Raw genomic sequence first — 22,414 nt, 5'->3', positions numbered from 1 at the left:
GGCGCCACCTGCTGCTTTGGCTGGGCTGTCCGTTACATTGGCCGGTACCGCCCTGGGCGTTCCATAGCCAAAGAGGAGAAATTGGTCCCTGAATGGACTTCCGAAGTGTGTACTCGGCCGATCACCTGGCACGGATGCTCGTCGCGACTGGCGCGAAATCGGGGCCACTGCATCATCGGCTCAGCACCGGGATCGCAGAGCTGATCGATCGCGGTGAGCTGCCACCGCTCGCCGTCCTACCCGCGGAACGCGCGCTCGCGGACGCGCTGCTCGTGAGCCGGACGACGGTGGTCACGGCATACCACGCATTGCGCGAATCGGGCCGCCTGCAACGCCGCCGGGGCAGCGGCACGTGGGTCAGCGCCGCGACCCCCGGGAGCAAGCGGGAGACCGTCTCGGGCAGCGAGCTCGCCGGGGACCATCTCGCGTCCTCGTTTCTGAACGGGCCGCTGGCCACGGTCGACTTCGCCAACGCCGCCCTACCCAGCCTGGATCTGGTCGCGGACGTCTCGGCCGGGTTGACCGGGGCGGACTATCGCGCGCTTGCGATGGACCATCACGGCTACCACCCCCGCGGCCTGCCGACGCTCCGTGAGCGCATCGCCGCGTGGTACTCGGCCGCGGGGACCCCGACCGCGCCGGACGAGGTGCTAGTGACGTCGGGCGCACAGCAGGCGCTGGAGCTGATCGCGCGCGGATGCCTGCACCCGGGCGACGGCGTCGTCGTCGAGGAACCGACTTACCGGGGCGCCCTGGAGGCGTTCTCCCGCCAGGGCAGCAGGATCAGCTCCGTGCCGGTCGATCGCGACGGCCTCGACACTGACGAGCTCGACCGAGTGCTCGCCGGCGGCCGCTCGACGCGCCTGGTCTACGTGCAGGCCGCCGCGAACAACCCGACCGGAGCCGTGTGCTCCGAGAACCGGAGGCGCCGCCTGGTCGCAGCCGTCAAGAGGTCGGAAGCCGTGCTCATCGACGACACCTCGCTGATGGGCACCACCTTCCGCGGTGATCCCCCGCCACCACTCCTCACGGGAGCCGGCGACCGGGTGATCACAGTCGGATCGATGAGCAAGCTGTTCTGGGGCGGCCTGCGGCTCGGGTGGCTCCGTGCGCCGTCCCGGGTGATCTCGCGACTGGCCCAGGTCAAGGGCGGCACAGATCTGGGCACCTCGTTGGTGAGCCAGGAGATCGCCCGGCGTCTGTTCGACCACATCGACGACGCGGCCGCCGAGCGGCGCAAGGGACTCGATGCGGGGTTCGCCACCTTGACCGATCTGCTGGCCGACCACCTGCCGGACTGGACGTGGGCGGAACCCCGCGCCGGCGCCTCGCTGTGGGTTCGATTGCCACAGGGCGACGCCACGCATCTGGCACAGGTCGCCCTCCGCTTCGGGCTGGCCCTGCTACCTGGTGCGGTGTTCTCGGCGGAGGGCCGAACGGATGACCACACGCGGTTGCCGTACGCCCTGCCACCTCACGTCCTGCAGGAAGGCGTTCTCCGGCTGGCGCGCGCGTGGCGTGCCTACACGGACGGCGGTCTCCGCGAGATGTCGTTGACGACGGCGGTCACCTGAGGTCGCCGAATGCGACCAGTGACGGCCATCTCTCAGCGCGGCTGATACGTCAAGCAGTCCGCGGTGTCCTGGCCGGGACCGACGCGCACGGCCGGTGCAGCACACTCGAGATCGACGTTGTGGTCGCAGTCGTGGCGCTGACAGGCGCCCACGTGCGAGACGACCTTGTCGAGGCCGCCCTTGACGCCCAACGGGATGAACGTCTCGCACTGTGCGTCACCCTCACCGCCGATCGTGACCGCGGCGGCGTGGCAGCTGGAGTGGTCGTTGTAGGAGCATCCGGTCACGGAGCACTCGGTGACCGCGGGAAGCTCGGCGAGCGTACTCATGGTGCCCTCCCTCGCGGCGGCTGGGCGCCACCGACGAATTCACGATAGAACGCCGTCGAGCATTTCACCAGTGGGGTGCAGAAAATCGGTCGACGAATTCCGAGGAGACGTCGCGCCGCACCACATTTCCGAAAGGAAAGCGTGACCTAATTCGGCACTGCCGGTGCGGGATCGGGGGCCGAACCTGCCCACCAGTTCTGGATCGATGAAGCGCGTGATCCCGCCGATTCCGCCGTCGTGGACGTCGAGGACGACGACGCCGCTCGGGGACGTTCCGGCCTCGTTGCGGAAGTAGCAGCCGAACGCCGGTTGCCGATTCGCGACCGTCGGCTCGAGAACTAGCTTTCCCCCACGACCGCCCGCCGAAGCACGGAGGAATTCGGCAATGTCGCCGTGCCCTATATACAGGTGCGGTGCCGGCGGCATGGCGAGCCAGGCCTCATCGGTGAGCAGGGTGAGCAGGGTGTCGACGTCGTCCGCCTCGAAGGCCTCGGCGAATCGAGCGACGAGTTCCGCCACGCCGGGCTCGTCGGGCGGCCGGCTCGCCCGGGTGACCGGCATCGCCCGACGCGCCCGTTGCAGCAGCCCCTTGACCACCGTCACCCCCTCCCCCAACAGCTGCGCGGCTTCCGCCGTCGAGTATCCGAAGACGTCCACCAAGACCAGGGCGGCTGCTTGGCGCGCCGGTATCGCCTGCAGCGCCGTGACGAACGCGAGCTCGATGGTCTCGCGGCGCTCCTCCCGGGCCTGGGGATCGTCCGGGTACGGCTGCACCCACGTCACGTCCGAGGTGCGCGTCAGCGGACATCTTGGCCTGCGACCGTTCCGATCCACAGACCCGCGGTGTCAGTACCGGTACCGACATCGAGGAGGAACCATGAACGAGTCCGTAAAGACGAGCCGTGGGGCGCTGGACATCGCCCTCGCCTACCACCGCACCTGGTCACAGGACGCCTTCGACCGTGCGATGGCGTACATCGCCCCTGACATCGCGGTCCAGACCCCGGCGGGGCCGCTGCAGGGGGGCGAGGCCTTCCGGGGATTCATGGGGCAGTTCGCCGCAACGGTCGAGGCCACCGAGCTTCTCGCCGCCTACGGTGATGACGCTCGCGCACTCGTCCTGTACGACACCCGGACACCCGACGTCCCGAGCGCACCAGGGGCCGAGTTGGTCACCGTCCGCGACGGGCGGATCACGACCATGCGGATCCTGTTCGACCAGTTGCCGTTCGCTCTCGCCGCCGGCGAGGTCGTCCCCGCGACCGCACACGTAGAGTGACGTCATGGCCGGGACAGGCGACGACGGAGCGCAGAGCACCCGTCGAGCGGCACAGGAGATCCTGGACCGCCTCGCGAGCGCGTACACCGACCGGCCCGGAGTCGACCGGGCGGCGATGTTCGGCAGCGAGGCCGTGCGGGTGGGCGGAAAGATCGTCGGATTCGTCACGCCCGAGGGTGAGCTCGTCGTCAAGGTGCCGGCGCCCCGAGCGAGCGCTCTGGTCGAGGCCGGGACGGCTGCCCGCATGGCGATCGGCGGCCGGCCCGCCCGCGAGTGGCTCGGCGTCCCACTCGCACGCAGCGGTCTGTGGGCGGACCTTCTCGAGGAGTCCTTCGCCTACGTGTCGGGGGCCTACGTGTCCGAGTCCGCAACCTCGCCGAGGCGCCGGTCAGAGGCGTGACGCCTGCCGGACATCGCGGTGAGAGCCGCCAGCGTCCCGGTCACGGCGAGGACCGCGAGACTCAGCACGAGCACGGGGAGGTCGTGGCGAGTGAGCATCGCGACCACCCCGATGAGGACCAGGACACCGGCGGCTACGAAGCGGGAGCGGGCCAACCGACCGAATCGCGATCGCAGGAAGAGCACGTTGCCGACGAGGTAGACGAGCGGTCCGGCGACGGTCACCACGATCATCGCCGGCGTGAGGTGCTCGTGCGTGAGCCGCAGCTCGGTCGAGACGGCGACCGCGATGGCCCCGAGCACCATGAACGCGTGCGCGTACGCGTAGGCGGACCGGAGCGCGGCGGTACTGCCGTCGCCGCCCTGGACGTCGTGGCCCGCGAGGGCGAAGTAGTTCCACCAGAGCACGAACAAGGCGGCGAAGCCGAGGACAAGGCTGCCCACCAATGCACCGTCGATCTCGCCCTCGGAGACCAGCGTGTTGCCCATGAGGAGGATGGATTCGCCCAGCGCGATGATGAAGACGAGCCGGTTGCGCTCTGCCAGGTGCTCCGGGTCGGCGTCCCACAGCCGCATGTGGGCGTGTCCGACCCCGGGCACGCGGTACTGCGCGAGCGGTGCGGCGTAGTCGACGACGGCGGCGAGGACCCACACGAGCAGCCGCGAGTCCGGTTCGAGGAATGCGCCGACGATCCACAGCGCACCCGCTGCGGCGGACCAGATCAGCAACATCCGGTAGTTCGACGCCAGTCGCTGCCCGCGGAACGCCCAGATCATGAACAACGGGCGCACCAGCCCCATAGCGAGGTAACACCCGACGAAGAGCAGCGCGCGGTCACCGAAGGCGTCCGGGATGGCCACCGACATCCCGAGTGCGGCGAGCATCAGCAGACCGGTGAGCAGTTGGACGACGGTGCTGCCCGGACGCAACCAGTTCATGATCCAGGCGGTGTAGTTCCACCCCCACCAGACCGCGGCAAACACCACGACCGTCTGCGCGGCGCCGAGCCAGGTCAGGTGTTCGAGCAGCAGGTGCGAGAGCTGGATGATCGCGAAGACGTAGACCAGGTCGAAGAAGAGCTCGACCGGCCCGACCTCCGAGCGCTCCGGCCCGGCCGGCCGGATGACCTTCGCACGTGTGCCGATGGACGCCATGTTTCCTCCAATGCCGCGGGTGCCGCACACCCTCCGCAGATCCGCGAGCGCGACAATGGCGCGCTGACCTGGCATTGCGCAACTCTCGCGGCTGACCAGAGCGGCGACAGTCAGCGCAAGGACTTACGAAAGAAGAGCTCGGCGTCGGGGTTGTCGTTGTACCGCTCGATGCGGTGATACCCGGAGCGCTCGTAGAGCGCGATCGCCTCCGCCAACGCCCCGTTGGTGTCGAGCACCATCTCCCGGTAGCCGCGCTCGAGGGCGAGCTGCTCGAGGTGGCGCAGCATGCGCGAACCGAGGCCGGCACCGCGCCAGTCGCTGTGGACCCACATGCGTTTGACCTCCGCGGCGTCCGGGACGGTGTCGGGTGCGGGTCGGATGCCACCGTAGGCGACCGGGGAGCCCTCGGAGGTGGCGACGACGAACGTCGATCCGGGCTCCGGCTCGTCCGCCGCACCACCGGCGAAGCCGAACCGCTCGTGCAGCTCGTCGACGAAGGCCTGCTGCGCCCGACGGGCGAGCGGATCGGTGACCTCGACCTCACGCAGCTGCACGGTCGCGGCGCGGACCAGGAGGTCCGCCGTCATCAGTGCCTCCGCGAGCCGTGCCCGCTGACGCGGGGTGAGGGCCTCGACGATCCCGGTCGCCTTGGCCTCGGACCGCCGGTCCAGGTCCAGCCAGGCCTGCCGTCCCGCCGCGGTGAGCCGGGCGAGGCGCCGCCGGCCGTCGCTCTCGTCCGGGACCGTCTCGATCAACCCGTGGCGCTCGAGGTAACGCAGCGTGCGCGAGAGCTGCCCCGAGTCGAGATCGAGACGACGGCGCAGGTCGGCCACCGAGGCCCCGTCGGACCGGCCGATCTCGAACAGCAGCCGCGAGACGGCCAACGGGCGGCCGGTGCCGAGGAAGGACTCCTCGAGCACGCCCACCCGCTGGGTATAAGTCCGGTTGAAATGCCGCAGGACCGCCGTCGTTTCGCTCAGCTCCGCTGACTGCATATAGCTGACCTTAGTCAGGTAATCCTTGCCGCGCGAGTACCCGCCGCTGTGCCGTCCGCGCAGTGCCGGCGAGCGTGGCGCCGCCGTGGACCCGTAAGGTCCGTCGTGCAGCCGTCCGCCGTCGGACGCGAAGCCGCGCAGAAGGGACGAGGATGCAGACCGTCAAGGCAGTGGTCGCCCGCGCCAAGGGAGCGCCGGTCGAGGTCACCACCATCAATGTGCCGGACCCGGGACCCGGCGAGGCACTCGTCCGGGTTCAGACCTGCGGGGTCTGCCACACCGACCTGCACTACCGCGAGGGTGGGATCAACGACGACTTCCCGTTCCTGCTCGGGCACGAGGCCGCCGGCGTGGTCGAAGCGGTCGGCGAGGACGTCACCGGCGTGGCCCCGGGCGATTTCGTCGTCCTCAACTGGCGGGCCGTCTGCGGGAAGTGCCGCGCCTGCAAGCGCGGTGAGCTGCAGTACTGCTTCGACACGCACAACGCCACCCAGGCGATGACCCTGGCCGAGGGCGACGACGCCGGGACCGAGCTCAGCCCGGCACTGGGAATCGGCGCGTTCGCCGAGAAGACGCTGGTCGCCGCCGGACAGTGCACCAAGGTCGACCCCTCCGCCCGGCCGGCCGCCGTCGGACTGCTCGGGTGCGGCGTCATGGCCGGCATCGGTGCCGCCATCAATACCGGCAACGCCGGCCGCGGCAAGTCGGTCGCGGTCATCGGGTGCGGTGGCGTCGGCGCGGCCGCCGTCGCCGGCGCGGCCCTGTCCGGGGCCAGCCCGATCATCGCCGTCGACATCGACGCCGCGAAGCTCGAGACAGCCCGGCGCCTCGGCGCCACCCACACCGTCGACTCCTCCCGTTCGGACGCCATCGAGGAGATCAAGCGGATCGCCGCCGAGACCTACGAGGGCGCCGAGGGCGCCGACGTCGTCATCGAGGCGGTCGGCCGGCCGGAGACCTGGAAGCAGGCCTTCTACGCCCGTGACCTCGCCGGCATCCTGGTGCTGGTCGGCGTGCCGACCCCGGAGATGACGGTGCCCGACCTGCCGCTGCTCGACGTGTTCGGCCGCGGCGGCGCGCTGAAGTCCTCCTGGTACGGCGACTGCCTGCCCTCCCGTGACTTCCCGATGCTGGTGGACCTGTACCAGCAGGGCCGCCTCGACCTCGACACGTTCGTCACCGAGGAGATCGGGATGGACGACGTCGAGGCGGCCTTCGACAAGATGCACGACGGTTCCGTTCTGCGCAGTGTGGTGGTGCTCTGATGAGTGAGACGACAGCCCGGGTCGACCACGGCGTGGTCGCCGGCACGTTCAGCCTGGACGGTGAGACGCACGACGTCGAGAACAACATCTGGGTGGTCGGCGACGACCGCGAGTGCGTCGTCATCGACGCACCGCACGACATCGACGCCATCCTGGACCTGGTCGGCGACCGCACGGTCCGCGCGATCGCGTGCACGCACGCGCACGACGACCACGTACGGGTGGCCCCGGACCTGCGCGAGCGGACCGGTGCGCCGATCCTGCTGCACCCCGACGACCGGCCCCTGTGGGACCTGACCCATCCCGGGACGAGCTGGGACCTGAATCTCTCCGACGGCGAGCACGTCTCGGTGGCGGGCACCTCGCTGCAGGTGCTGCACACGCCTGGTCACGCCCCCGGCGGGGTCTGCTTGTACGCGGCGGACCTGGGCTGCGTGTTCACCGGGGACACGCTGTTCCACGGCGGACCGGGCGCGACCGGGCGCAGCTACTCGGATCTGCCGACCCTCGAGGCGTCCATCGCCGAGAAGCTGTTCGTCCTGCCGGAGGAGACGGTGGTCCGCACCGGACACGGCGAGGACACGACGATCGGGGCGGAGAAGCACCGCTGACAAAGGCCCGCTGACGAACGACCTCGACCGATCAGCACCCACCCGCCAGACTGATCGGCATGGACCTGCTGAGCGTGCTGACCGCGCCGGTCGCCGTCGTCTCGACCCTTCTCACGGCCTACCTGCTCGGCTTCGCTGCCCAGCGCCTGCTCGGCATCCGACTCGGCGTGGTGCGCATTCTCGCGACCGGCCTGTTCGCCGCGACGGTCCTGCCCGTCATGGCCGTCACGCTGACCCGCTTCCGCCCGGCGACCGAGCATTCGCAGCCGCCGGGCTGGGTGGAGGTCTGGTTCATGCTGCTGGCCGGCATGCTCACGCTCCTGGCGTCGATGGCGTTCATCGTCGTCGTCGAGGCGTTCGCCCCGCTCGGGTCGATCCCGCCGGCGACGGTCTGGGGGCGCGGGCTGAAGGGTCGCTGGAGTCGAGCGCGCCGCACCGGCCAGGTGGTATGGATCGCCCTGCGGCACGGTCTGGGCCCCTACCTCAGGCGGCGCACGTCCGGCGCCCTGGAAGCGCCGACGTCCCGGGCACAGCTCGGCCGCGCGTTGCGCGAGACGCTCGGAGCGTGCGGGACCACCTTCGTGAAGATGGGGCAGGTCCTCTCGACCCGGGCCGATCAACTCCCGGCTGAGATCGCCGACGAGCTCGCCTCCTTGCGGGACACCGCGGCACCCGTGCCCTGGCCCGAGGTGGCAGCCGTTCTCGAGCAGGAGCTCGGTGCACCGGCGGAGACGGTATTCGCCGAGATCGACCGCACACCGCTCGCGGCGGCGTCGATCGGTCAGGTGCACGCCGCACGCCTGGCCACCGGCGACGAGGTCGTGGTCAAGGTGCAACGCCCCGGCATCCGGCCGGTGGTCGAGCAGGACCTGGACATCGCCGTCCGGCTCGGCGCGCGCCTGGAACGCACCACCGGCTGGGCACGCAGCCTGCGCACCGCGGCGCTCGCCGAGGGCCTGGCTACCGCGATCCGCGAGGAGCTCGACTTCCGCGTAGAGTGCGAGAACATCCGTGCCGTCGCCCGCGCACAGCCGTCCGGATCACCGGTACGCACACCCGCCGTGCACGAGGAGCTCTCGACGGCGCGGGTCCTCGTCATGGAGCGCCTGCGCGGCCGGCCGATCTCGGAGGCCGGTCCCCTGCTCGAGCGCCTCGGCCTGGACCGCAACGAGGTCGCCCGGGCCGTCCTCGACGCTCTGCTGCGGCAGGTGCTGGTCGACGGCGTCTTCCACGCCGACCCGCACGCGGGCAACATCTTCATCCTCGACGACGGCGGCGTAGGCCTGCTTGATCTGGGCTCCGTCGGCCGGCTGGACGCCGCCCTGCGCGCCTCGCTCGAGCGCCTTCTGCTCGGTTTCGACCACGGTGACCCGGTGGCGGTCACCGACGCGCTGCTCGAACTCGCGCCGGCGTCGGACCAGGTCGACGAGGAGCGCCTGGGCCGAGAGGTCGGGCGGGTGATCGCGCGATACTCCGCGGGCGCGGGCGCGCACGGAGCGCAGATGTTCGCCGCCCTGTTCGGGATCGTCTCGCGGTACGGGCTGGAGATCCCGCCGGAGATCGCGGCCGTCTTCCGGTCCATGGCGACGGCGGAGGGCACGTTGCGTCAGCTGGCTCCCGAGTTCGACCTGGTCGCGCAGAGCAAGGAGCTGGCGGGCGAGTACGTCGGCGAACGACTGACTCCGAACGAGCTGCGGCGCAGCGCCGCCGAGGAGCTCGTCACCCTGCTTCCGGTGCTGCGGCGCCTGCCGCGGCGCATCGAACGCGTGGCGAGTGCGGCCGAGCACGGCCGGCTGGGGGTCAACGCCCGGATCTTCGCCGACGAGCGCGACCGTGCCTGGATCACTCGGCTGCTGCACGACGTGCTGCTGACGGCCCTGGCCGGCGTGGTCGGGATCATGGCCGTCGTGCTGCTGTGGTCCGACGGCGGGCCCGTGGTCCGCGACGATCTGCACCTGCACTCACTCCTGGGCTACAACCTGCTGGTGATCAGCGCGATCCTGGCGCTGCGCGTGCTCGTGCAGATCTTCCGACGGCGGCCCGAGCGGGTGTAGCCCGTCCGATCCCCACCGCTCAGGCTCCGCGCGGCGTCGGCACCGGGCGACGTCCGGTCACGGTGAGCAGAACATCTTTGACGGGCAGCTCGACCGGGTCGCCCTCGCCCAGGCTGACCTCGTAGTCGGTCGCCACCAAGCGCAGGCCGTCGAGGTTCACACCGAAGTACTCGAGGTTCTTCTCGCCGGCATTGCCGAGGACAAGGGCGATCCGTTCGGGCGGGACGGCCGGGAGGCCGAGTGCCTCGGTGATGTCGAGGCCGTGGATGACGTCGTGACTGAGCGCGCCGGCCTGGCCGCCGCCGGGCGGCTGCCACGGGTGGCGGACGTTCTCGCGCAGTGAGGCGAGCAGATCAGCGTCGGAGAGGGCGTCGGTGTCGGCACGGGCCTGGCGATCGGCGAAACGGTCGAAGTCGAAGTTCTCCCGGGCCAGCCCGTCCATAAACGCCTTCGGCGCGAGGCGGTAGGCAGTGGTGATGTGAGCGACGACCTCGCGCACGCGCCAGCCGGTGCACAACGAGGGAGCCGACCACTGCTCGGGTGTCAGGCCGGCGAGCAGGTGGGCGAGTCGCTCCCGCTCGGCGAACGTCTCGGTGGCGAGCATGGTGTCGGTGGTCATGTCCGGTCCTTCCGGTCGGGGTGCTGTCGCCTCTTGTACGACCGCGGCCCCGGAAACTCATCGCGGCGCGCACGCGAGCGCCTCGCCCGACGCGCACGATGGCGACACGTCGGCACCTCGTGGACGAATCGGCACACGGGTGACGAGTCGCGGGAGGGGTGAGGGGTGGGCGGGGTCAGGGGTGGGCGGGAAGCCCGAACTCGGCGAAACGCGCGCCCGTGCCGAGGAAGGTGACGGTCTGGTCCACCAGGCCGCCACGCACCTCGAGGAGGACGAGGGCGAACGGCTGCAGCACACCGGCGCCGTCCGGGCGGTACTGCCCGAGGCCCGGGCCGCCGTTGATGGCCGTCGGCAGCAGCCGGTCGCGGGCGCAGGCGTCGCTGGCGGCCATGAGGCGCGCGATGGCCGCGGCGCCGCGCATCCACCAGGCGAAGGGCGGCATGGAGGTGACGGCGTCCTCGCGCAGCAGCGCCGTGAGTGCGGCGACGTCGTGCGCCTCGAAGGCGGCGATGTACCGGCGGAGCAGGTCGTGCTGGGCCGGGTCCTCCGGGGCGGCGATGTCGTCGGGTGCCGGGCGGCTCGCCTCCAGTCGGGCGCGTGCCCGCTGCAGTGCACTGGTGACTGCGGGAACGCTCGTGCCGAGGATGTCTGCGCTCTCCTGCGCCGAGAAGGCGAGCACATCGCGAAGCACGAGGGTGGCGCGCTCGCGCGGCGAGAGCGCCTGGAGGGCTGCGACGAACGCCAGCCGGACGCTCTCGCGCTGGACGATGACCTCGGCGGGGTCCGTGGCGGTGATGAGCCGCGAGTCCGGCATGGGCTCGACGAATCGCTCGGGCGGCAGAGGGGTCCCGAGCCCTTCCGGGCCGTCGGAGGCGGGGCCGAGGTCGACGGACAGTACTCGTCGCCCTGCGCCGCGCAGCATGTCCAGACAGACGTTCGTGGCGATCCGGTGCACCCAGGTGGTCAGGCGGGCACGCCGGGGATCGAAACGGTCGAGGCTGCGGGTGGCGCGCAGCATCGTCTCCTGGACGGCGTCGTCAGCGTCGGCCGCCGCGCCGAGCATGCGGTAGCAGTAGCCGGTCAGCGGTCCGCGGAGCGACTCGAGCTCGTCGTCGAGGGCATGGCGCGTCGGTGCCGATGTGGTCACGTGACCACGGAAGCAGTGTCGCGGTCGACTGACAAGGTGATGACTGGACTCGCCATCCGGCGCGGTACGGTGCCGCGCCGCGCCGGCGACCGGCTCGGCGCCCCCTGCGTGCCGAGCCGGTGCGCCGACGCGACGTACCGGTGCGTGGAGGCGTCGCCTCCACCCGAGAAGACGGTGTGATGCCGGGGTGATCACGCCCTGTTGTGTGAGCTGCATCACAGCCACGGCCTCGGTGCAGTGGCGCTCAGGGCGGGGCGATGTCTATGGAGACGGCGACCCCGTCGCCGACGTCGATCCGCTCGGCCCGACGCACGGCGAGCTTGACGGGCAGCAGGTACTGCCCGTCCTTCGGGAAGAGCGACGTCGTGAACTCGGCCCGTCCGATGCGGGCTGTCACCGGTATGACGCCCCACCCATAGGTGACGGCGTTCGCGATCTCGCGGATCGCATCGCTCGGGTCATCCGGCACGGCTACGAAGACGTACGGCGGCGGTCCACGCCACTCGAAGAGCTCGCCGGTGAAGTCGAGCTCCATCGCCGTCATCAGGACGTTCCGCTCAGGCCGAGATCGAGCCCGATGTCCACGTCGGCGAGATCCCCCAGGTGCAGTTCGACGTCAACGTCGTTCGCGTGTGGCGGCGCGTCACCGCTGTTCCCCGGATTGCCACCGTTCCCGGCGCCGTTCCCGTTGCCCGGGTCGCCCTGTCCCGGCGTGTCGGGCGGCGTTCCCGGCGCGTGATCGGGAGGGCCCTGCTCGCCGGGATTGCCCGGCGGCGTCGGCGCGGGCTCCGGTTCAGGAGCCGGCTGCGGTTCAGGCTCTGGCTCGGGCTGCGGCTCCGGAGCCGGTTCCGGCTCTGGCTCGGGCGCCGGCTCAGGCTCGGGCGCCGGCTCAGGCCGGGGCTCAGGCTCGGGCGCCGGCTCAGGCTGGGGCTCAGGTTCCGGCTCAGGCTCCTGCGTCTGGCCGTCCGCAGGAGGCACCGACGGAACGGAGTCCGACGGCGCAGCCGGTGGCGCATCCGCCGGCTCGCCGGCCGGCCGGTCCGCGGGCTCCTCGGCCGGTTGGGTCGGGCCGCCGTCGCCCGCCGACTCACTCTGCCGACCGCTCGAGGCTGAGACGCCCCCGCCGTCCCCTCCGGCGTCGGCGTCGGAACTCGTCTGCGGCGGCTCGGGCGGCGGCTCGCTCGCGGTCATGGCCGCGGCCGCGACCGCCACGGCGACGGCCGCCACCCCACCGGCCACACCGGCCGTGACGCCGTGGCGCTTGGGGACCAGCCGGGACAGCAGCCCCGCCTGGGTACCCGCCGCCGTCGCCCCGGCGGAGACGCCGGCGGCGCCCAGGATCAGCGCTCCCTTGTGACCTGCGACAGCGATGAGCATCCAGATCGGCAGCGTCCGCATGCGGGTGACCTCGAGCCGCAGCAGCGCGGCCGCACCGGCGCACTCCTCGCACCGGCGTAGATGCCGGTCCACGGAGCGACTCTGCTGTCGTGGCAGACGTTCGCGCACACGGCGCACCAGCAGCGCACGGTTCTCCTCGCACACGCCGTCCTGCGCGGGCGGGAGCATCTCCTGCAGGTAGGCCGAGCGCAGCCCGTCCCGCGCGCGGTGGGCCAGCTGCGCGCACGCACCAGGTGTCATCGACAGCTGCTCGGCGACCTCGTCCACGGGCCGGTCCTCGACCGCCGTCATGAGCAGGACGTCACGCCACCGGTCGGGCAGTGACTTGAAGGCGGCCGCGGCCACCGAACCGTCCACGAGATCCTCGCTGCGGTCCGGCACCGTCAGCTCCGGGTGCTCCTCCGGCACGCCATCGACCGGCAGCGGCGCTCCGGTGCGGTAGAACTCGTGACGGACGTTGCGCAGCACCGTGAAGAGATAGCCACGGACGTTCTCGGTAGGGCCCTTCCCACGCCGGACGGCACCGAGCGTGCGGGTGAACGTCTCGGCCACCCAGTCCTCGGCCTGAACCGGGTCCGAGGTCAGCTTGCGGGCATAGGCGAGCAGTTCGACCGCATGGTCGCGGTAGATGTCCTCGAACGCGGCGAGGTCCTCGGCGTCGATCTCATGGCGCACCGCCGCGTCGGTCACCTGCGCCCCCTGACCTTCCGTGGCGCACCGCGGGCACGCCGCTGCTGCGCGGGCACCGCCCGCTCGGTTGGCCCTTAGGGTGCCGTGCCCCCGCGCGCCTTGTCGAGGCCACCGGCCGGGACCGACCACCGTAGGACGGTGCCCGCGCCGGGCGCCGAGTCGATCGCGAAGCTGCCCCCGCGGCGTTCGGCACGCCGGCGGATGTTCGCCAGACCGCTGTGCGGCACGTCCTCCGTCATCCCACGGCCGTCGTCGCGCACGATCAGGGTGATCTCCTCGCCCGCCTGCACCGTCACGTCCACGGCGGTGGCCGCGGCGTGGCGGCTCGCGTTGGACAACGCCTCGCCGAGCACCGCCAGCAGCTCCGGTGCGAGGGAGCCGTCGACCAGGGTGCGGACAGGCCCCTCGAGATGCAGGCGCGGGCGGAACTTCATCGTGGCCGCCGCCCGGTCCACCAGGCGGACGATCTCGCTCTGCACGTCCTCGGCGTCCTCCAGCGCGCCGAGCGCGAAGATGGTCCGGCGGATGTCCTTGATGGTCTCGTCGAGGTCGTCCACGGCCCGTTCGATCCGGTCGACCACCTCGAGACGGTCCACCAGCCGCGCAGCGCCCTGCAGACCGAGACCGACGGCGAACAGCCGCTGGATGACGAGGTCGTGCAGGTCCCGGCCGATCCGGTCCCGGTCCTCCAGGACCGCGACGCGTTGCCGGTCCTCACGGGCGCGGGCGACCTGGAGGGCGAGGGCGGCCTGCTCGGCGAAGCTCGCCGGCATCTCGGTGTCCGGTACCTCGCGCCGCGTGGCGTCCTCGGCGTGCCAGGCGATCGCCAGCGCACCGACCACCCCGGCCGCCGGCCCCATCGGGACGATGACCGCGGGACCGAGCGCCTGCCGGCCCGGCAGGTCGCCGACCGGGATCGCACCGGGTTCGCGACGCACGTCGGCGATCGAGACCGCCCTCCCGCGTTCGGCGACCGACCTGGTGAGCGAATGCTCGAGCGGGAGAGCGTCGACCTCGGCGTCGCTCAGCTCGATTCCGGAGACGGCGACGACGCGCAGTCGTGCGGCATCCGGTCCCGTCGCGATCCAGGCCACGGCGGCGCCGGCGACCTCCCGGGCCCGGTCCGCGACCGCAAGCAGGGCGTCGTCGGAACTGACCGAACCCGTCAGCAGGGTGGTGATCTCCGCCGTCGCCCGCAGCCAGGATGCCCGGCGTGTGGTCTCCTCGTACAACCGCGCGTTCTCGACCGCGACACCGGCGGCCGCGGCGAGCGCGAGCACGATCTCCTCGTCCTCGGCGGTGAAGTCCTCGCCGCCGGCCTTCTCGGTGAGATACAGGTTCCCGAAGACCTGGTCCCGGATGCGCACGGGGACGCCGAGGAAGGAGTGCATCGGCGGATGGCCCGGCGGCACCCCGTAGGAGGCGGGATGCCGGGTGAGGTCGTGCAACCGGATCGGTTCCGGCCGGTCGATGAGCAGCCCGAGAAGGCCGTGCCCGGACGGGAGCTCGCCGATCCGGGCCGCGACGTCGTCGTCGATACCGTGGTGCACGAACGTGCGCAGCCGCTTGCCCGTGCCCTCGCCGAGCACACCGAGGGCCGCATAACGGGCCCCGACCAGGCGGCCGGCGACGGCGACGATCCGGGAGAGCACCCCGTCGAGACTGAGGTCGGCCGCCATGGTGACGACGGCATCGAGGAGCAGCCGCAGCCGGTCCTGCTGGTCACGGACCTCATGCATGCGGGCGAGGACCTCCTCCAGGAGGTCCTCGAAGTCCGCCTCACTCAGTGGGCGTCGTTCGGCGGCGTCGCCAGGCTCCTCGGTCATGCGGCGGCTCAGTCCCGGCGCGGATGCGGGTGCTTGAGAGCGAAGATCGCGGCCTGGGTGCGGCTGGCCAGGCCGAGTTTGGCGAGCAACGAGGAGACGTAGTTCTTCACCGTCTTCTCCGCGAGGAACAGCCGGCCCGCGATCTGGCGGTTGGTCAGTCCCTCACCGATGAGGTCGAGAATCCGGCGTTCCTGGTCGGTGAGCGCCTCGAGCTCGCTGTCCACCGGCGGACCGGTCCGGATCCGTTCGAGGACGGTGGCGGTCACCGAGGGGTCGAGGGTCGACTGGCCTGCGGCCACCCGCCGGACCATGTCGACGAGATCGGTGCCCCGGACCTGTTTGAGGACGTAGCCGGCAGCGCCGGCCATGATCGCCGCGAAGAGTGCCTCGTCATCGTCGTACGAGGTGAGGATGAGGGCCTTGATGCTCGGGTCCTGGGAGCGGACGTCGCGGCACACGTCGATGCCCGAGCCGTCCGGCAGCCGCGCATCGAGGATGGCGACGTCCGGGCGCAGCGCGGGCAGGCGCCGGGCCGCCTCCTGCGCGAGACCGGACTCACCGACCACCTCGATGCCGGGCTCGGACTCCAGGAGTTCCCGGATGCCGCGCCGGACCACCTCGTGGTCGTCGAGGAGATAGACACGCACGCGCTCCGGCGCACTCTCGTTCGTCTCGCTCACGTCAGTCACGGTAGCCCGGCCACGCGGCGGTGGCATCGGAACGCACGTCCCGCGACGGCCAGGACCTTGGTCCCTGGTGCGTTCCACGAGCGCCACGCACCCTTCTTCAGAAGGAGGCGAGATGCCCGCTGATCTGGCGCGACCGCGCACGGCGGCCGACGTGCGTGAGCTCGTGGAGCTGGCGTGCCTGGCACCGAGCGTGCACAACACCCAGCCGTGGATCTGGCAGGACCAGGGCGACGGGCTGCACCTGATCGCCGACCGGAGCCGGCTGCTCGCGGTGGAGGACCCGGACGGCCGCGAGCTGGTGATCAGCTGCGGCGCCGCCCTGCACCACCTGCAGACCGCCGCCGCGTCCCTGGGATGGTCGGCGGCGGTGGAGCGCCTACCCCCCGGCTGCGATCCCGACGTGCTCGCCGTGATCCGGCTCACCCGGGCGGAGCCGTCGCCGACGGCGCGCACCGACCTCGCCCTGCTGCGGATGCGATGCACGGACCGGCGCCGGTTCACCTCGTGGCCGCTGCCCGCGGAGCACGTGGAGAACCTCGCAGCAGGGGCTCGCGTATGGGGCGCCCACGCCGAGGCGGTGACCGACGCCGTGGCACGGTTCCGGGTGGAGTTGTTGGCCGGTCGGGCCCACGCTCTCGCCGAGCACAACCCGTACGCCGCCGACGAACAGGCCACCTGGGTCGGCCGCGACGGAACCGACGGCATCCCTCGGGCGGTGCTCCCCACAGCAGACGGAGCCCTGCCCGGCTCCCGCTTCGCCGTGGACGACGGCGATGCCGCGGCCCTGGTCCGCCACGGTGACGGCGTCGTCGTCCTCGGCGGGGACGCCGACGAGCCATCCGCGTGGCTGCGCACCGGGGAGGCGCTCAGCGCGCTCTGGTTGCGCGCGACCCACGCCGGCCTGTCGGTGGTCCCGCTCAGCCAGCCGGTGGAGGTGGCGGCGACGCGTGCGGAACTGCGCGACGTCCTGCTCGGCGGGCGGTTCGTCCCGCACCTGCTGGTGCGGATCGGCTGGCAGGCCATCGGCCGCAGTGATCTGCCGCGGACGCCCCGGCGCCCGGTCGAGGAGGTTCTCCGGGGCTGACCAGTTCCCTCCGGGACCAAGGTCCCGGACACCTGCGGCCGACCGGCCCTGCCGGCTGCGGCCCGGGCGCAGGAGTCTGAAGACATCAACCACCGGGGCCGCCGGCCCTTCCTGAGGGGAGAGGAACAATGAGCGTCGTCGAACGCCACCAGCACCTCGACGTCATGGTCGAGCGTGACATCGTCACCCACCGCAGCGCGCGCCACGCGCTGGCCGTCCTGCGGTACGCCCTCGGCCTGACCTTCCTGTGGGCCTTCTTCGACAAGCTGCTCGCCCTGGGGTACTCCACGGGTGTCAACAGCGAGACCGGCGCCGTCGACCGGTTCGGCCCGGACGCCTGGGTCAACGGAGGCAGCCCGACCTTCGGGTTCCTCAACTTCGGGGTTTCCGAGGACAACGCCCTGCACGGGTTCTTCACCTCGATCGCCGGCACCGCGTGGGCGGACTGGCTGTTCATGATCGGCCTGCTCGGCATCGGCCTGGCCCTGACGCTCGGGATCGGGATGCGGCTGGCGGCCCTCACCGGCGCCGTGCTCTACCTGCTCATGTGGGTGGCCTCCATGCCGATCGAGAACAACCCCGTCCTGGACGATCACCTCATCGGCGCCATCACCGTCGTCGTCCTCGCCCTGACGCTGGCCGGCGACACCTGGGGCCTCGGTGCCCGCTGGGGCCGCACCGACCTGGTCCGGCGGCTGCCGATCCTGCGCTGACGCCGCGACCTCTGGACGCCCCGCCGCCCGTTTCCCCGAACGGGCGGCGGGGCCCGTCTCGGCGCGGCCGCCGGCTCAGCCGACGGCCGCGAGGGTGCGGGCCGGGCGGTCGACCCGGGGCAGGTGGGTCAGCACCAGGAGGGCGCGGCCGCGGACACGGGCATCGGCACGGAGTGAGGCGAGCAGCTCGACGGCGGTGGCGGCGTCGAGGCCGGCCTCGGGCTCGTCGAGGATGAGCACCTCGGGGTCACGCAGCAGGGCGCGGGCGAGGACGAGACGACGGCGTTCCCCGCCGGAGAGGGCATGCCCGCCCGAGTCGAACCAGGTGTCCAGCCCGTCGGCCAACCCGTCGAGCCAGGGGCCGAGGCTCGCCCGCCGGAGTGCGTCGACCAGCTCCGCGTCGTCGGCGTCGGGGCGCGCCAGGCGGAGGTTCTCACGCAGCGTCGTGGCGAAGACGTGGTCCGCGTCGCCCGCGAGGCAGACCCGGCGGCGCAGCTCGGTCGTGCCGAGCTGCTCGACCGGCCGCCCTGCCACGGCCATGCGGCCGCCCAAAGGTGGGACCAACCCCGTCAACGTGGCCGCCAGGGTCGACTTGCCCGCCCCCGAGGGCCAGTTGACCTCGGCGCTGAGACCCGGCGGGATCGCGAGATCGATGCCGTCGCGGACGGTCGTACCGTCCCACCCCACGGCCAGATCCGTGACGACCAGCCCGCCCCGCTCCCCCGGATGGGTCAGGGCAGCACTGGCGGCCTCACGCCCGGTCTGGGCGGTACGGTCTCCCGGCGGGCTAACGCAGTGGGCGGGGGTGCCGGACTGGTCGCCGCCTACGCGGCCCGGGCGCAGCCCAGCCAGGCGCCCGCGGGCCGTCGCCCCCGCACTGAGTGCGCGCCACGCGGGCACGAGTGCGGCGAGCACCTCGACGGTGACGAGGCTGCCGAGGACGAGGACGCCGACGGTCTCCGGTGGCCCTGCGGCCGCGCCGGCGGCGGTCAGCGCGGCACCGACCACGAGCACGCCGCCGGCGAGTTCCGCACCACCGGTGGCCAGGGCGTCGACCCGACCGGATCGGCCGTCCAGGCGGGTGGCGATCGCACCTCGCGCGCGGGCGGCACGCAGCAGCGGGCTGCCGGGACCGGCGAGCTCGTGGGCGTTCTCCACGGCGGCGACGACGGCGTCGCGCAGGTCGGTCCGGGCGACATCGCGCGCCACCGCGATGCGGCGGTCCCGGCGTGCGGCCGCGAGGGCGACGGCGGCCGCGGCGGCGATGCCGGCGGCGAGCGCGATCACCGCCGCCGGGTGCCAGACCGCGATCACCGCGGCGAGCGTGACCAGCGCACCGACCGCGGCACCACCGGGAACCGCGCCGCGGACCAGCCCGTCGAGGCGGACGTCGACGTCGTCGATGACCCGGCTCAACAGCGCACCCCGGCGGGTGGTGAGGCGGCCGGGAACCTGGGGGAGAAGGTCGGCCACCACCTGGGCGCGCCAGAGGGCGAGCTGACCGAGCGCGGCGTCGTGCGAGGCGAGACGCTCGAGATAGCGCCACAGCGGCCGGGCGATGGCGAAGGCACGGACGCACACGACGGCGATCGAGAGCGTGAGGATCGGCGGCTGCGCGTCGGCGCGGACGATGAGCCAGGAGGCCGCCACCGTCAACCCGACCCCGGACAGCGCGGACAGCGCCCCGGCCACACCGGCGAGAACGAGTCGGGTGCGCGGCGCCAGGGACGCCCAGCGGCGACGCACGCCGTCCCACAGCCGTGGCTGCTCGGTCCGGCGACCGGCTGGCTCGGGCTCGCGGGAGCCGGCACCGCCCGGCTCGGTGCGCGCGCCCGTCGCGGACGTGCCCGGCAAGGACGGCCGGGTCGGTTCGCTCGCCGTCGTCCGCGGCGTCGATCCCGCCGGCGCGGTCGATCCCGTGGACGGTGCCACGGTGACCGTGCGGTCGGCAGCGGCGATCAGCGCGGAGCGGTGTGCGGTGACGACCACGGCCGCGCCGGCCTCGGCGGCCTCCCGCATCATGGTGGCGACAGCCCGTTCCGCCGTGGTGTCCAGATGGGCGGTCGGCTCGTCCAGCAGCAGGACGGCGGGGGTGCCGGAGGCGAGTCTGAGTCGGGTGCGCAGGACGGCGGAGGCGACGGCGAGGCGCTGGCGCTGGCCGGTCGAGATGCCGGTGGCGTCGTCGCCGAGCGGAGTGTCGAGGCCGAGCCGGACACCGAGAGCGGCGAGCAGCTCACGCAAGGTGGCGTCGTCAGGCAGCGCCTGTGCATCGGCGAGGTCGGGTTCCAGGCCGGCGGTCAGCGCTTCCCGCACCGTGCGGGCCAACGGCAGCGGCGCGCGCTGCGGAACGACCACGCAGTCCGCCGTGCGCACCGTGCCGACCCGCGGTCGTTCGGCGCCGGCGAGGAGTCGTAGCAGGGTCGTCTTCCCCGAGCCCGACGGTCCGGCGACGGCCACGAGTTCGCCGGCGGCCACCGAGAGGTCGGGCAGGCGCACATCATCGCGCCGCCCCGGATACCGCACGGCGGCGCCGCTGAGCTCGACCAGCCCGGGCGCGCCGGCCGCCGCGCGGCGAGCACCGACATCGGGGGATGACGGTCCCGCCTCGCCCCCGCTCGCGTCGCCCGGCCGCGGGTCGAGCGCGTCCAGCCCGTCTATGACGGCCGAGGCCTGCGCCGAGGCATGGAACTGCGCCCCCGCCTCCCGCAACGGCCGGTACGCCTCCGGGGCGAGGAGGATGACGGCGAGCGCCGGCCACAGCTCCATGTCACCACCGGCGAGACGCACCCCGGCACCGACGGCCACCAGCCCCACCGAGACGGTGGCGACGAGGTCCAGCGCAGTCGAGGACAGGAATGCCACGGACAGCACGCGCGTCGTGGCACCGGCGTAGCGGCGGCTCGCCCGGCGGACCTCCTCGACCTGACGGTCGCCGCGGTCGTACAGCTTGAGGGTGACCAGCCCGCGGACGACGTCGAGGAAGTGACCGGCCAACGCGCCGCCCCGGGTGTACTGGACCGCGGCCTGCCGCTGGGTGGCCCATCCGATGAGTGCGGCGAACAGCGGCACGAGCGGCAGCGTGAGCAGGACGGTCAGGGCCGAGGACGGATCGATCGCCAGCATGAGCACGACGACGGCGGGCGGCAGGACGGCGGCGACGACCAGCGCCGGGAGATAGGAGGCGTACCAGGGCCGCAGCGGTTCCAGCCCGGTGGCCAGCAGCGTCGCCGGATCGGTACCGGCTCGCCGGACGGAGGAGGACGTGTGTGCCCCGCGCGTGAGTGTGGCGAGCCCGCGGTGGCGCGCCGCCTCGACCACCCGTCCGGAGACCCGTTCCGCGGCGATCGGTTCGGCGGCGCGGGCGCCCGCCCGCACGGCCAGCGCTCCCGCGAGCGCGAGCAGGGCCGCGGACCAGCTTCCGCCCGTCAGGAGCGTGACCACGAGGTGGGCCGCCGTCACGCTGATCCCCACCGTCGCCGCCGCCTGCACGAGCGAGGTGGCCGCCAGCGCGACGAGCGGACGGCGTGCCGGACGGGCGAGCCGCAGCAGGCGCAGATCCACCGGGCCCGTCGACCGGCTCGTCCCGGCACGGCTCATGTCGCCACCGGTTCGCTGGCCACCCGCCGCCGGAAGACCCAGTACGCCAGGGCTTGGTAGGCGAGCACGCCGGGGAGAATGAGGAGCGCCGCGACCGAGATGGTCTGCAGGGCGACGTCGCTCGCGGCGGCGCCGTCGACGGTGAGCGACCACCCGTCCTCCAGCGTGCTCGGGAGGACGACCGGGAACCGGCCGAGGAATCCCGCTGCCACGGTCAGGCCGGTGCCGGCCACGGCGAGACCGAACGCCCATCCCTCGCGCTGGGCGCGCGCGGCCACCAGTGCCGCCACGGCCAACGCGGCCACGGCCAGGGCCTGGGGCGCGCCGGCGACGGCGAGCGCCAGGGCTGCCGCGGCCGCGGCCGCGGCCGCGGGCACCGCCCAGGTCCGGGCGCGCTCGCGCACGGGGCCGGTGGTGCGCAGGCCGAGATAGGTCGCCCCCAGCGTCAGCGCGGCCAGCACCCCGGCGACGGCCCCAGCCAGGGTGTGCGGCTCGGCCAGGACGCCGAGCGTGCGGGCCATCCCGGAGCCCGCCACGTCACCGTTCTCGTCCAGGGCGAGGCCTCCGGTCAGAGCGCCGAGCAGGGCACCGACCGCTGCCGCGGTGGCCAGCGAGCTGCCCGCGAGCGCGAGATCGCAGCGCCGGCGCCAGGTCTCGGAGTCCTTCTTGCCGCGGAACTCGAGGGCGACCCCGCGCACGGCCAGGGTGAGCAGCAGCAGGACGGCCGGCAGGTAGAGGCCGGCGAGCATCGCGGCGTACCAGTCCGGGAAGGCCGCGAAGGTCACGCCGATCGCCGCCACCAGCCAGACCTCGTTGCCGTCCCAGACCGGCGCGATCGTTCGCAGGGCGGCACCGCGCTGACCGGAGTCCCGCCCCAGCACGGGGGCGAGCATGCCGACGCCGAAGTCGAAGCCCTCGAGCACCACGAACAGCACCCAGCACAGCACGACGAGGCCGAACCAGAGCAGTGGCAGGTCCATGAGATCTCCT

20 protein-coding genes are annotated in these 22,414 nt (G+C 72.5%); 8 read left to right on the top strand and 12 right to left on the bottom strand.

Features of this window, described 5'->3' with window-relative positions:
* The first annotated feature begins 92 nt into the window (after positions 1-92).
* Complete coding sequence (locus ACFSE6_RS12645; RefSeq protein ID WP_388007470.1) at positions 93-1,574, top strand: aminotransferase-like domain-containing protein; 1,482 nt, start codon at positions 93-95, stop codon at positions 1,572-1,574.
* Between the two features lie 32 nt (positions 1,575-1,606).
* Here ACFSE6_RS12645 and ACFSE6_RS12640 read toward each other — a convergent pair whose 3' ends face one another.
* Positions 1,607-1,903, bottom strand: coding sequence for a DUF1540 domain-containing protein (locus ACFSE6_RS12640; protein WP_388007467.1), 297 nt, complete (start codon positions 1,901-1,903; stop codon positions 1,607-1,609).
* Positions 1,904-1,942: 39 nt separating this feature from the next.
* Entirely contained in the window at positions 1,943-2,686 is a 744-nt protein-coding gene (locus tag ACFSE6_RS12635) for a sigma factor-like helix-turn-helix DNA-binding protein (RefSeq protein ID WP_388007464.1), read from the bottom strand.
* Positions 2,687-2,780: 94 nt separating this feature from the next.
* Here ACFSE6_RS12635 and ACFSE6_RS12630 point away from each other — a divergent pair, with 94 nt between their 5' ends.
* Both ACFSE6_RS12630 and ACFSE6_RS12625 read left to right on the top strand, forming a co-directional pair.
* Positions 2,781-3,182 carry a nuclear transport factor 2 family protein gene (locus ACFSE6_RS12630; RefSeq protein ID WP_388007461.1) on the top strand — a complete coding sequence of 134 codons (402 nt, stop codon included), beginning with the start codon at positions 2,781-2,783 and terminating at the stop codon, positions 3,180-3,182.
* Between the two features lie 4 nt (positions 3,183-3,186).
* Positions 3,187-3,582, top strand: coding sequence for a hypothetical protein (locus tag ACFSE6_RS12625; protein WP_388007458.1), 396 nt, complete (start codon positions 3,187-3,189; stop codon positions 3,580-3,582).
* Here ACFSE6_RS12625 and ACFSE6_RS12620 read toward each other — a convergent pair.
* Both ACFSE6_RS12620 and ACFSE6_RS12615 read right to left on the bottom strand, forming a co-directional pair.
* The gene (locus ACFSE6_RS12620; protein WP_388007455.1) at positions 3,534-4,736 is read right to left on the bottom strand and encodes a low temperature requirement protein A; all 1,203 of its coding nucleotides are present in this window, start codon (positions 4,734-4,736) and stop codon (positions 3,534-3,536) included. The two genes, ACFSE6_RS12625 and ACFSE6_RS12620, sit on opposite strands and share 49 nt — an antisense overlap.
* A 110-nt stretch (positions 4,737-4,846) precedes the next feature.
* The gene (locus tag ACFSE6_RS12615; protein ID WP_388007452.1) at positions 4,847-5,731 is read right to left on the bottom strand and encodes a GNAT family N-acetyltransferase; all 885 of its coding nucleotides are present in this window, start codon (positions 5,729-5,731) and stop codon (positions 4,847-4,849) included.
* A gap of 152 nt (positions 5,732-5,883) precedes the next feature.
* Between ACFSE6_RS12615 and ACFSE6_RS12610 the strand changes: the two genes are divergently transcribed.
* Genes ACFSE6_RS12610 through ACFSE6_RS12600 form a run of 3 tightly spaced genes read left to right on the top strand, consistent with a single transcriptional unit; the run spans position 5,884 to position 9,661 of the window.
* On the top strand, positions 5,884-6,996 hold the full coding sequence (locus ACFSE6_RS12610; protein ID WP_388007449.1) for an S-(hydroxymethyl)mycothiol dehydrogenase: 1,113 nt from the start codon (positions 5,884-5,886) through the stop codon (positions 6,994-6,996).
* Entirely contained in the window at positions 6,996-7,607 is a 612-nt protein-coding gene (locus tag ACFSE6_RS12605; protein WP_388007446.1) for an MBL fold metallo-hydrolase, read from the top strand. The genes ACFSE6_RS12610 and ACFSE6_RS12605 overlap by 1 nt, the downstream gene beginning before the upstream one ends.
* A gap of 59 nt (positions 7,608-7,666) precedes the next feature.
* Positions 7,667-9,661, top strand: a complete 1,995-nt coding sequence (locus tag ACFSE6_RS12600; RefSeq protein WP_388007443.1) for an ABC1 kinase family protein — start codon at positions 7,667-7,669, stop codon at positions 9,659-9,661.
* Positions 9,662-9,680: 19 nt separating this feature from the next.
* Here ACFSE6_RS12600 and ACFSE6_RS12595 read toward each other — a convergent pair whose 3' ends face one another.
* The 6 genes from ACFSE6_RS12595 to ACFSE6_RS12570 form a co-directional block, all read right to left on the bottom strand.
* Complete coding sequence (locus tag ACFSE6_RS12595; protein ID WP_388007440.1) at positions 9,681-10,280, bottom strand: maleylpyruvate isomerase family mycothiol-dependent enzyme; 600 nt, start codon at positions 10,278-10,280, stop codon at positions 9,681-9,683.
* Positions 10,281-10,455: 175 nt separating this feature from the next.
* Positions 10,456-11,427, bottom strand: coding sequence for an RNA polymerase subunit sigma-70 (locus ACFSE6_RS12590; protein WP_388007437.1), 972 nt, complete (start codon positions 11,425-11,427; stop codon positions 10,456-10,458).
* Positions 11,428-11,671: 244 nt separating this feature from the next.
* A complete protein-coding gene (locus ACFSE6_RS12585; protein WP_465254154.1) occupies positions 11,672-11,962 on the bottom strand; it encodes a DUF1905 domain-containing protein in 291 nt (96 codons plus the stop codon).
* Positions 11,963-11,970: 8 nt separating this feature from the next.
* Entirely contained in the window at positions 11,971-13,515 is a 1,545-nt protein-coding gene (locus tag ACFSE6_RS12580; protein ID WP_388007431.1) for an RNA polymerase sigma factor, read from the bottom strand.
* Between the two features lie 74 nt (positions 13,516-13,589).
* Positions 13,590-15,341 (bottom strand): sensor histidine kinase, encoded by a 1,752-nt coding sequence (locus ACFSE6_RS12575; protein ID WP_388007428.1) that lies wholly within the window; start codon positions 15,339-15,341, stop codon positions 13,590-13,592.
* A gap of 8 nt (positions 15,342-15,349) precedes the next feature.
* Entirely contained in the window at positions 15,350-16,021 is a 672-nt protein-coding gene (locus ACFSE6_RS12570; protein WP_388007425.1) for a response regulator, read from the bottom strand.
* 121 nt (positions 16,022-16,142) lie between these two features.
* Between ACFSE6_RS12570 and ACFSE6_RS12565 the strand changes: the two genes are divergently transcribed.
* Together ACFSE6_RS12565 and ACFSE6_RS12560 are read left to right on the top strand one after the other, a co-directional pair.
* Complete coding sequence (locus ACFSE6_RS12565) at positions 16,143-17,114, top strand: Acg family FMN-binding oxidoreductase (RefSeq protein WP_388007422.1); 972 nt, start codon at positions 16,143-16,145, stop codon at positions 17,112-17,114.
* A 164-nt stretch (positions 17,115-17,278) separates the two neighbouring features.
* Positions 17,279-17,827, top strand: coding sequence for a hypothetical protein (locus tag ACFSE6_RS12560; RefSeq protein WP_465254153.1), 549 nt, complete (start codon positions 17,279-17,281; stop codon positions 17,825-17,827).
* A 75-nt stretch (positions 17,828-17,902) separates the two neighbouring features.
* Here ACFSE6_RS12560 and cydC read toward each other — a convergent pair whose 3' ends face one another.
* Together cydC and cydB are read right to left on the bottom strand one after the other, a co-directional pair.
* Positions 17,903-21,424 (bottom strand): thiol reductant ABC exporter subunit CydC, encoded by a 3,522-nt coding sequence (gene cydC, locus ACFSE6_RS12555; RefSeq protein ID WP_388007416.1) that lies wholly within the window; start codon positions 21,422-21,424, stop codon positions 17,903-17,905.
* Positions 21,421-22,404 (bottom strand): cytochrome d ubiquinol oxidase subunit II, encoded by a 984-nt coding sequence (cydB, locus tag ACFSE6_RS12550; RefSeq protein ID WP_388007413.1) that lies wholly within the window; start codon positions 22,402-22,404, stop codon positions 21,421-21,423. Before cydB ends, cydC begins: the two co-directional genes overlap by 4 nt.
* Positions 22,405-22,414: the final 10 nt, after the last annotated feature.

The organism is Georgenia deserti (assembly GCF_042680605.1).
GTDB lineage: Bacteria > Actinomycetota > Actinomycetes > Actinomycetales > Actinomycetaceae > Allobogoriella > Allobogoriella deserti.
Note: the sequence above shows the minus strand (reverse complement) of the source record. Positions and strands in the feature narration are given on the sequence as shown.

Coding starts and splice junctions, on each gene's coding strand:
- ACFSE6_RS12615 (WP_388007452.1), bottom strand. CDS start 5,731: ATGCAGTCAGCGGAGCTGAGCGAAACGACGGCGGTCCTGCGGCATTTC.
- ACFSE6_RS12595 (WP_388007440.1), bottom strand. CDS start 10,280: ATGACCACCGACACCATGCTCGCCACCGAGACGTTCGCCGAGCGGGAG.
- ACFSE6_RS12620 (WP_388007455.1), bottom strand. CDS start 4,736: ATGGCGTCCATCGGCACACGTGCGAAGGTCATCCGGCCGGCCGGGCCG.
- ACFSE6_RS12630 (WP_388007461.1), top strand. CDS start 2,781: ATGAACGAGTCCGTAAAGACGAGCCGTGGGGCGCTGGACATCGCCCTC.
- cydB (WP_388007413.1), bottom strand. CDS start 22,404: ATGGACCTGCCACTGCTCTGGTTCGGCCTCGTCGTGCTGTGCTGGGTG.
- ACFSE6_RS12645 (WP_388007470.1), top strand. CDS start 93: ATGGACTTCCGAAGTGTGTACTCGGCCGATCACCTGGCACGGATGCTC.
- ACFSE6_RS12610 (WP_388007449.1), top strand. CDS start 5,884: ATGCAGACCGTCAAGGCAGTGGTCGCCCGCGCCAAGGGAGCGCCGGTC.
- cydC (WP_388007416.1), bottom strand. CDS start 21,424: ATGAGCCGTGCCGGGACGAGCCGGTCGACGGGCCCGGTGGATCTGCGC.
- ACFSE6_RS12565 (WP_388007422.1), top strand. CDS start 16,143: ATGCCCGCTGATCTGGCGCGACCGCGCACGGCGGCCGACGTGCGTGAG.
- ACFSE6_RS12600 (WP_388007443.1), top strand. CDS start 7,667: ATGGACCTGCTGAGCGTGCTGACCGCGCCGGTCGCCGTCGTCTCGACC.
- ACFSE6_RS12560 (WP_465254153.1), top strand. CDS start 17,279: ATGGTCGAGCGTGACATCGTCACCCACCGCAGCGCGCGCCACGCGCTG.
- ACFSE6_RS12640 (WP_388007467.1), bottom strand. CDS start 1,903: ATGAGTACGCTCGCCGAGCTTCCCGCGGTCACCGAGTGCTCCGTGACC.
- ACFSE6_RS12575 (WP_388007428.1), bottom strand. CDS start 15,341: ATGACCGAGGAGCCTGGCGACGCCGCCGAACGACGCCCACTGAGTGAG.
- ACFSE6_RS12605 (WP_388007446.1), top strand. CDS start 6,996: ATGAGTGAGACGACAGCCCGGGTCGACCACGGCGTGGTCGCCGGCACG.
- ACFSE6_RS12625 (WP_388007458.1), top strand. CDS start 3,187: ATGGCCGGGACAGGCGACGACGGAGCGCAGAGCACCCGTCGAGCGGCA.
- ACFSE6_RS12585 (WP_465254154.1), bottom strand. CDS start 11,962: ATGGAGCTCGACTTCACCGGCGAGCTCTTCGAGTGGCGTGGACCGCCG.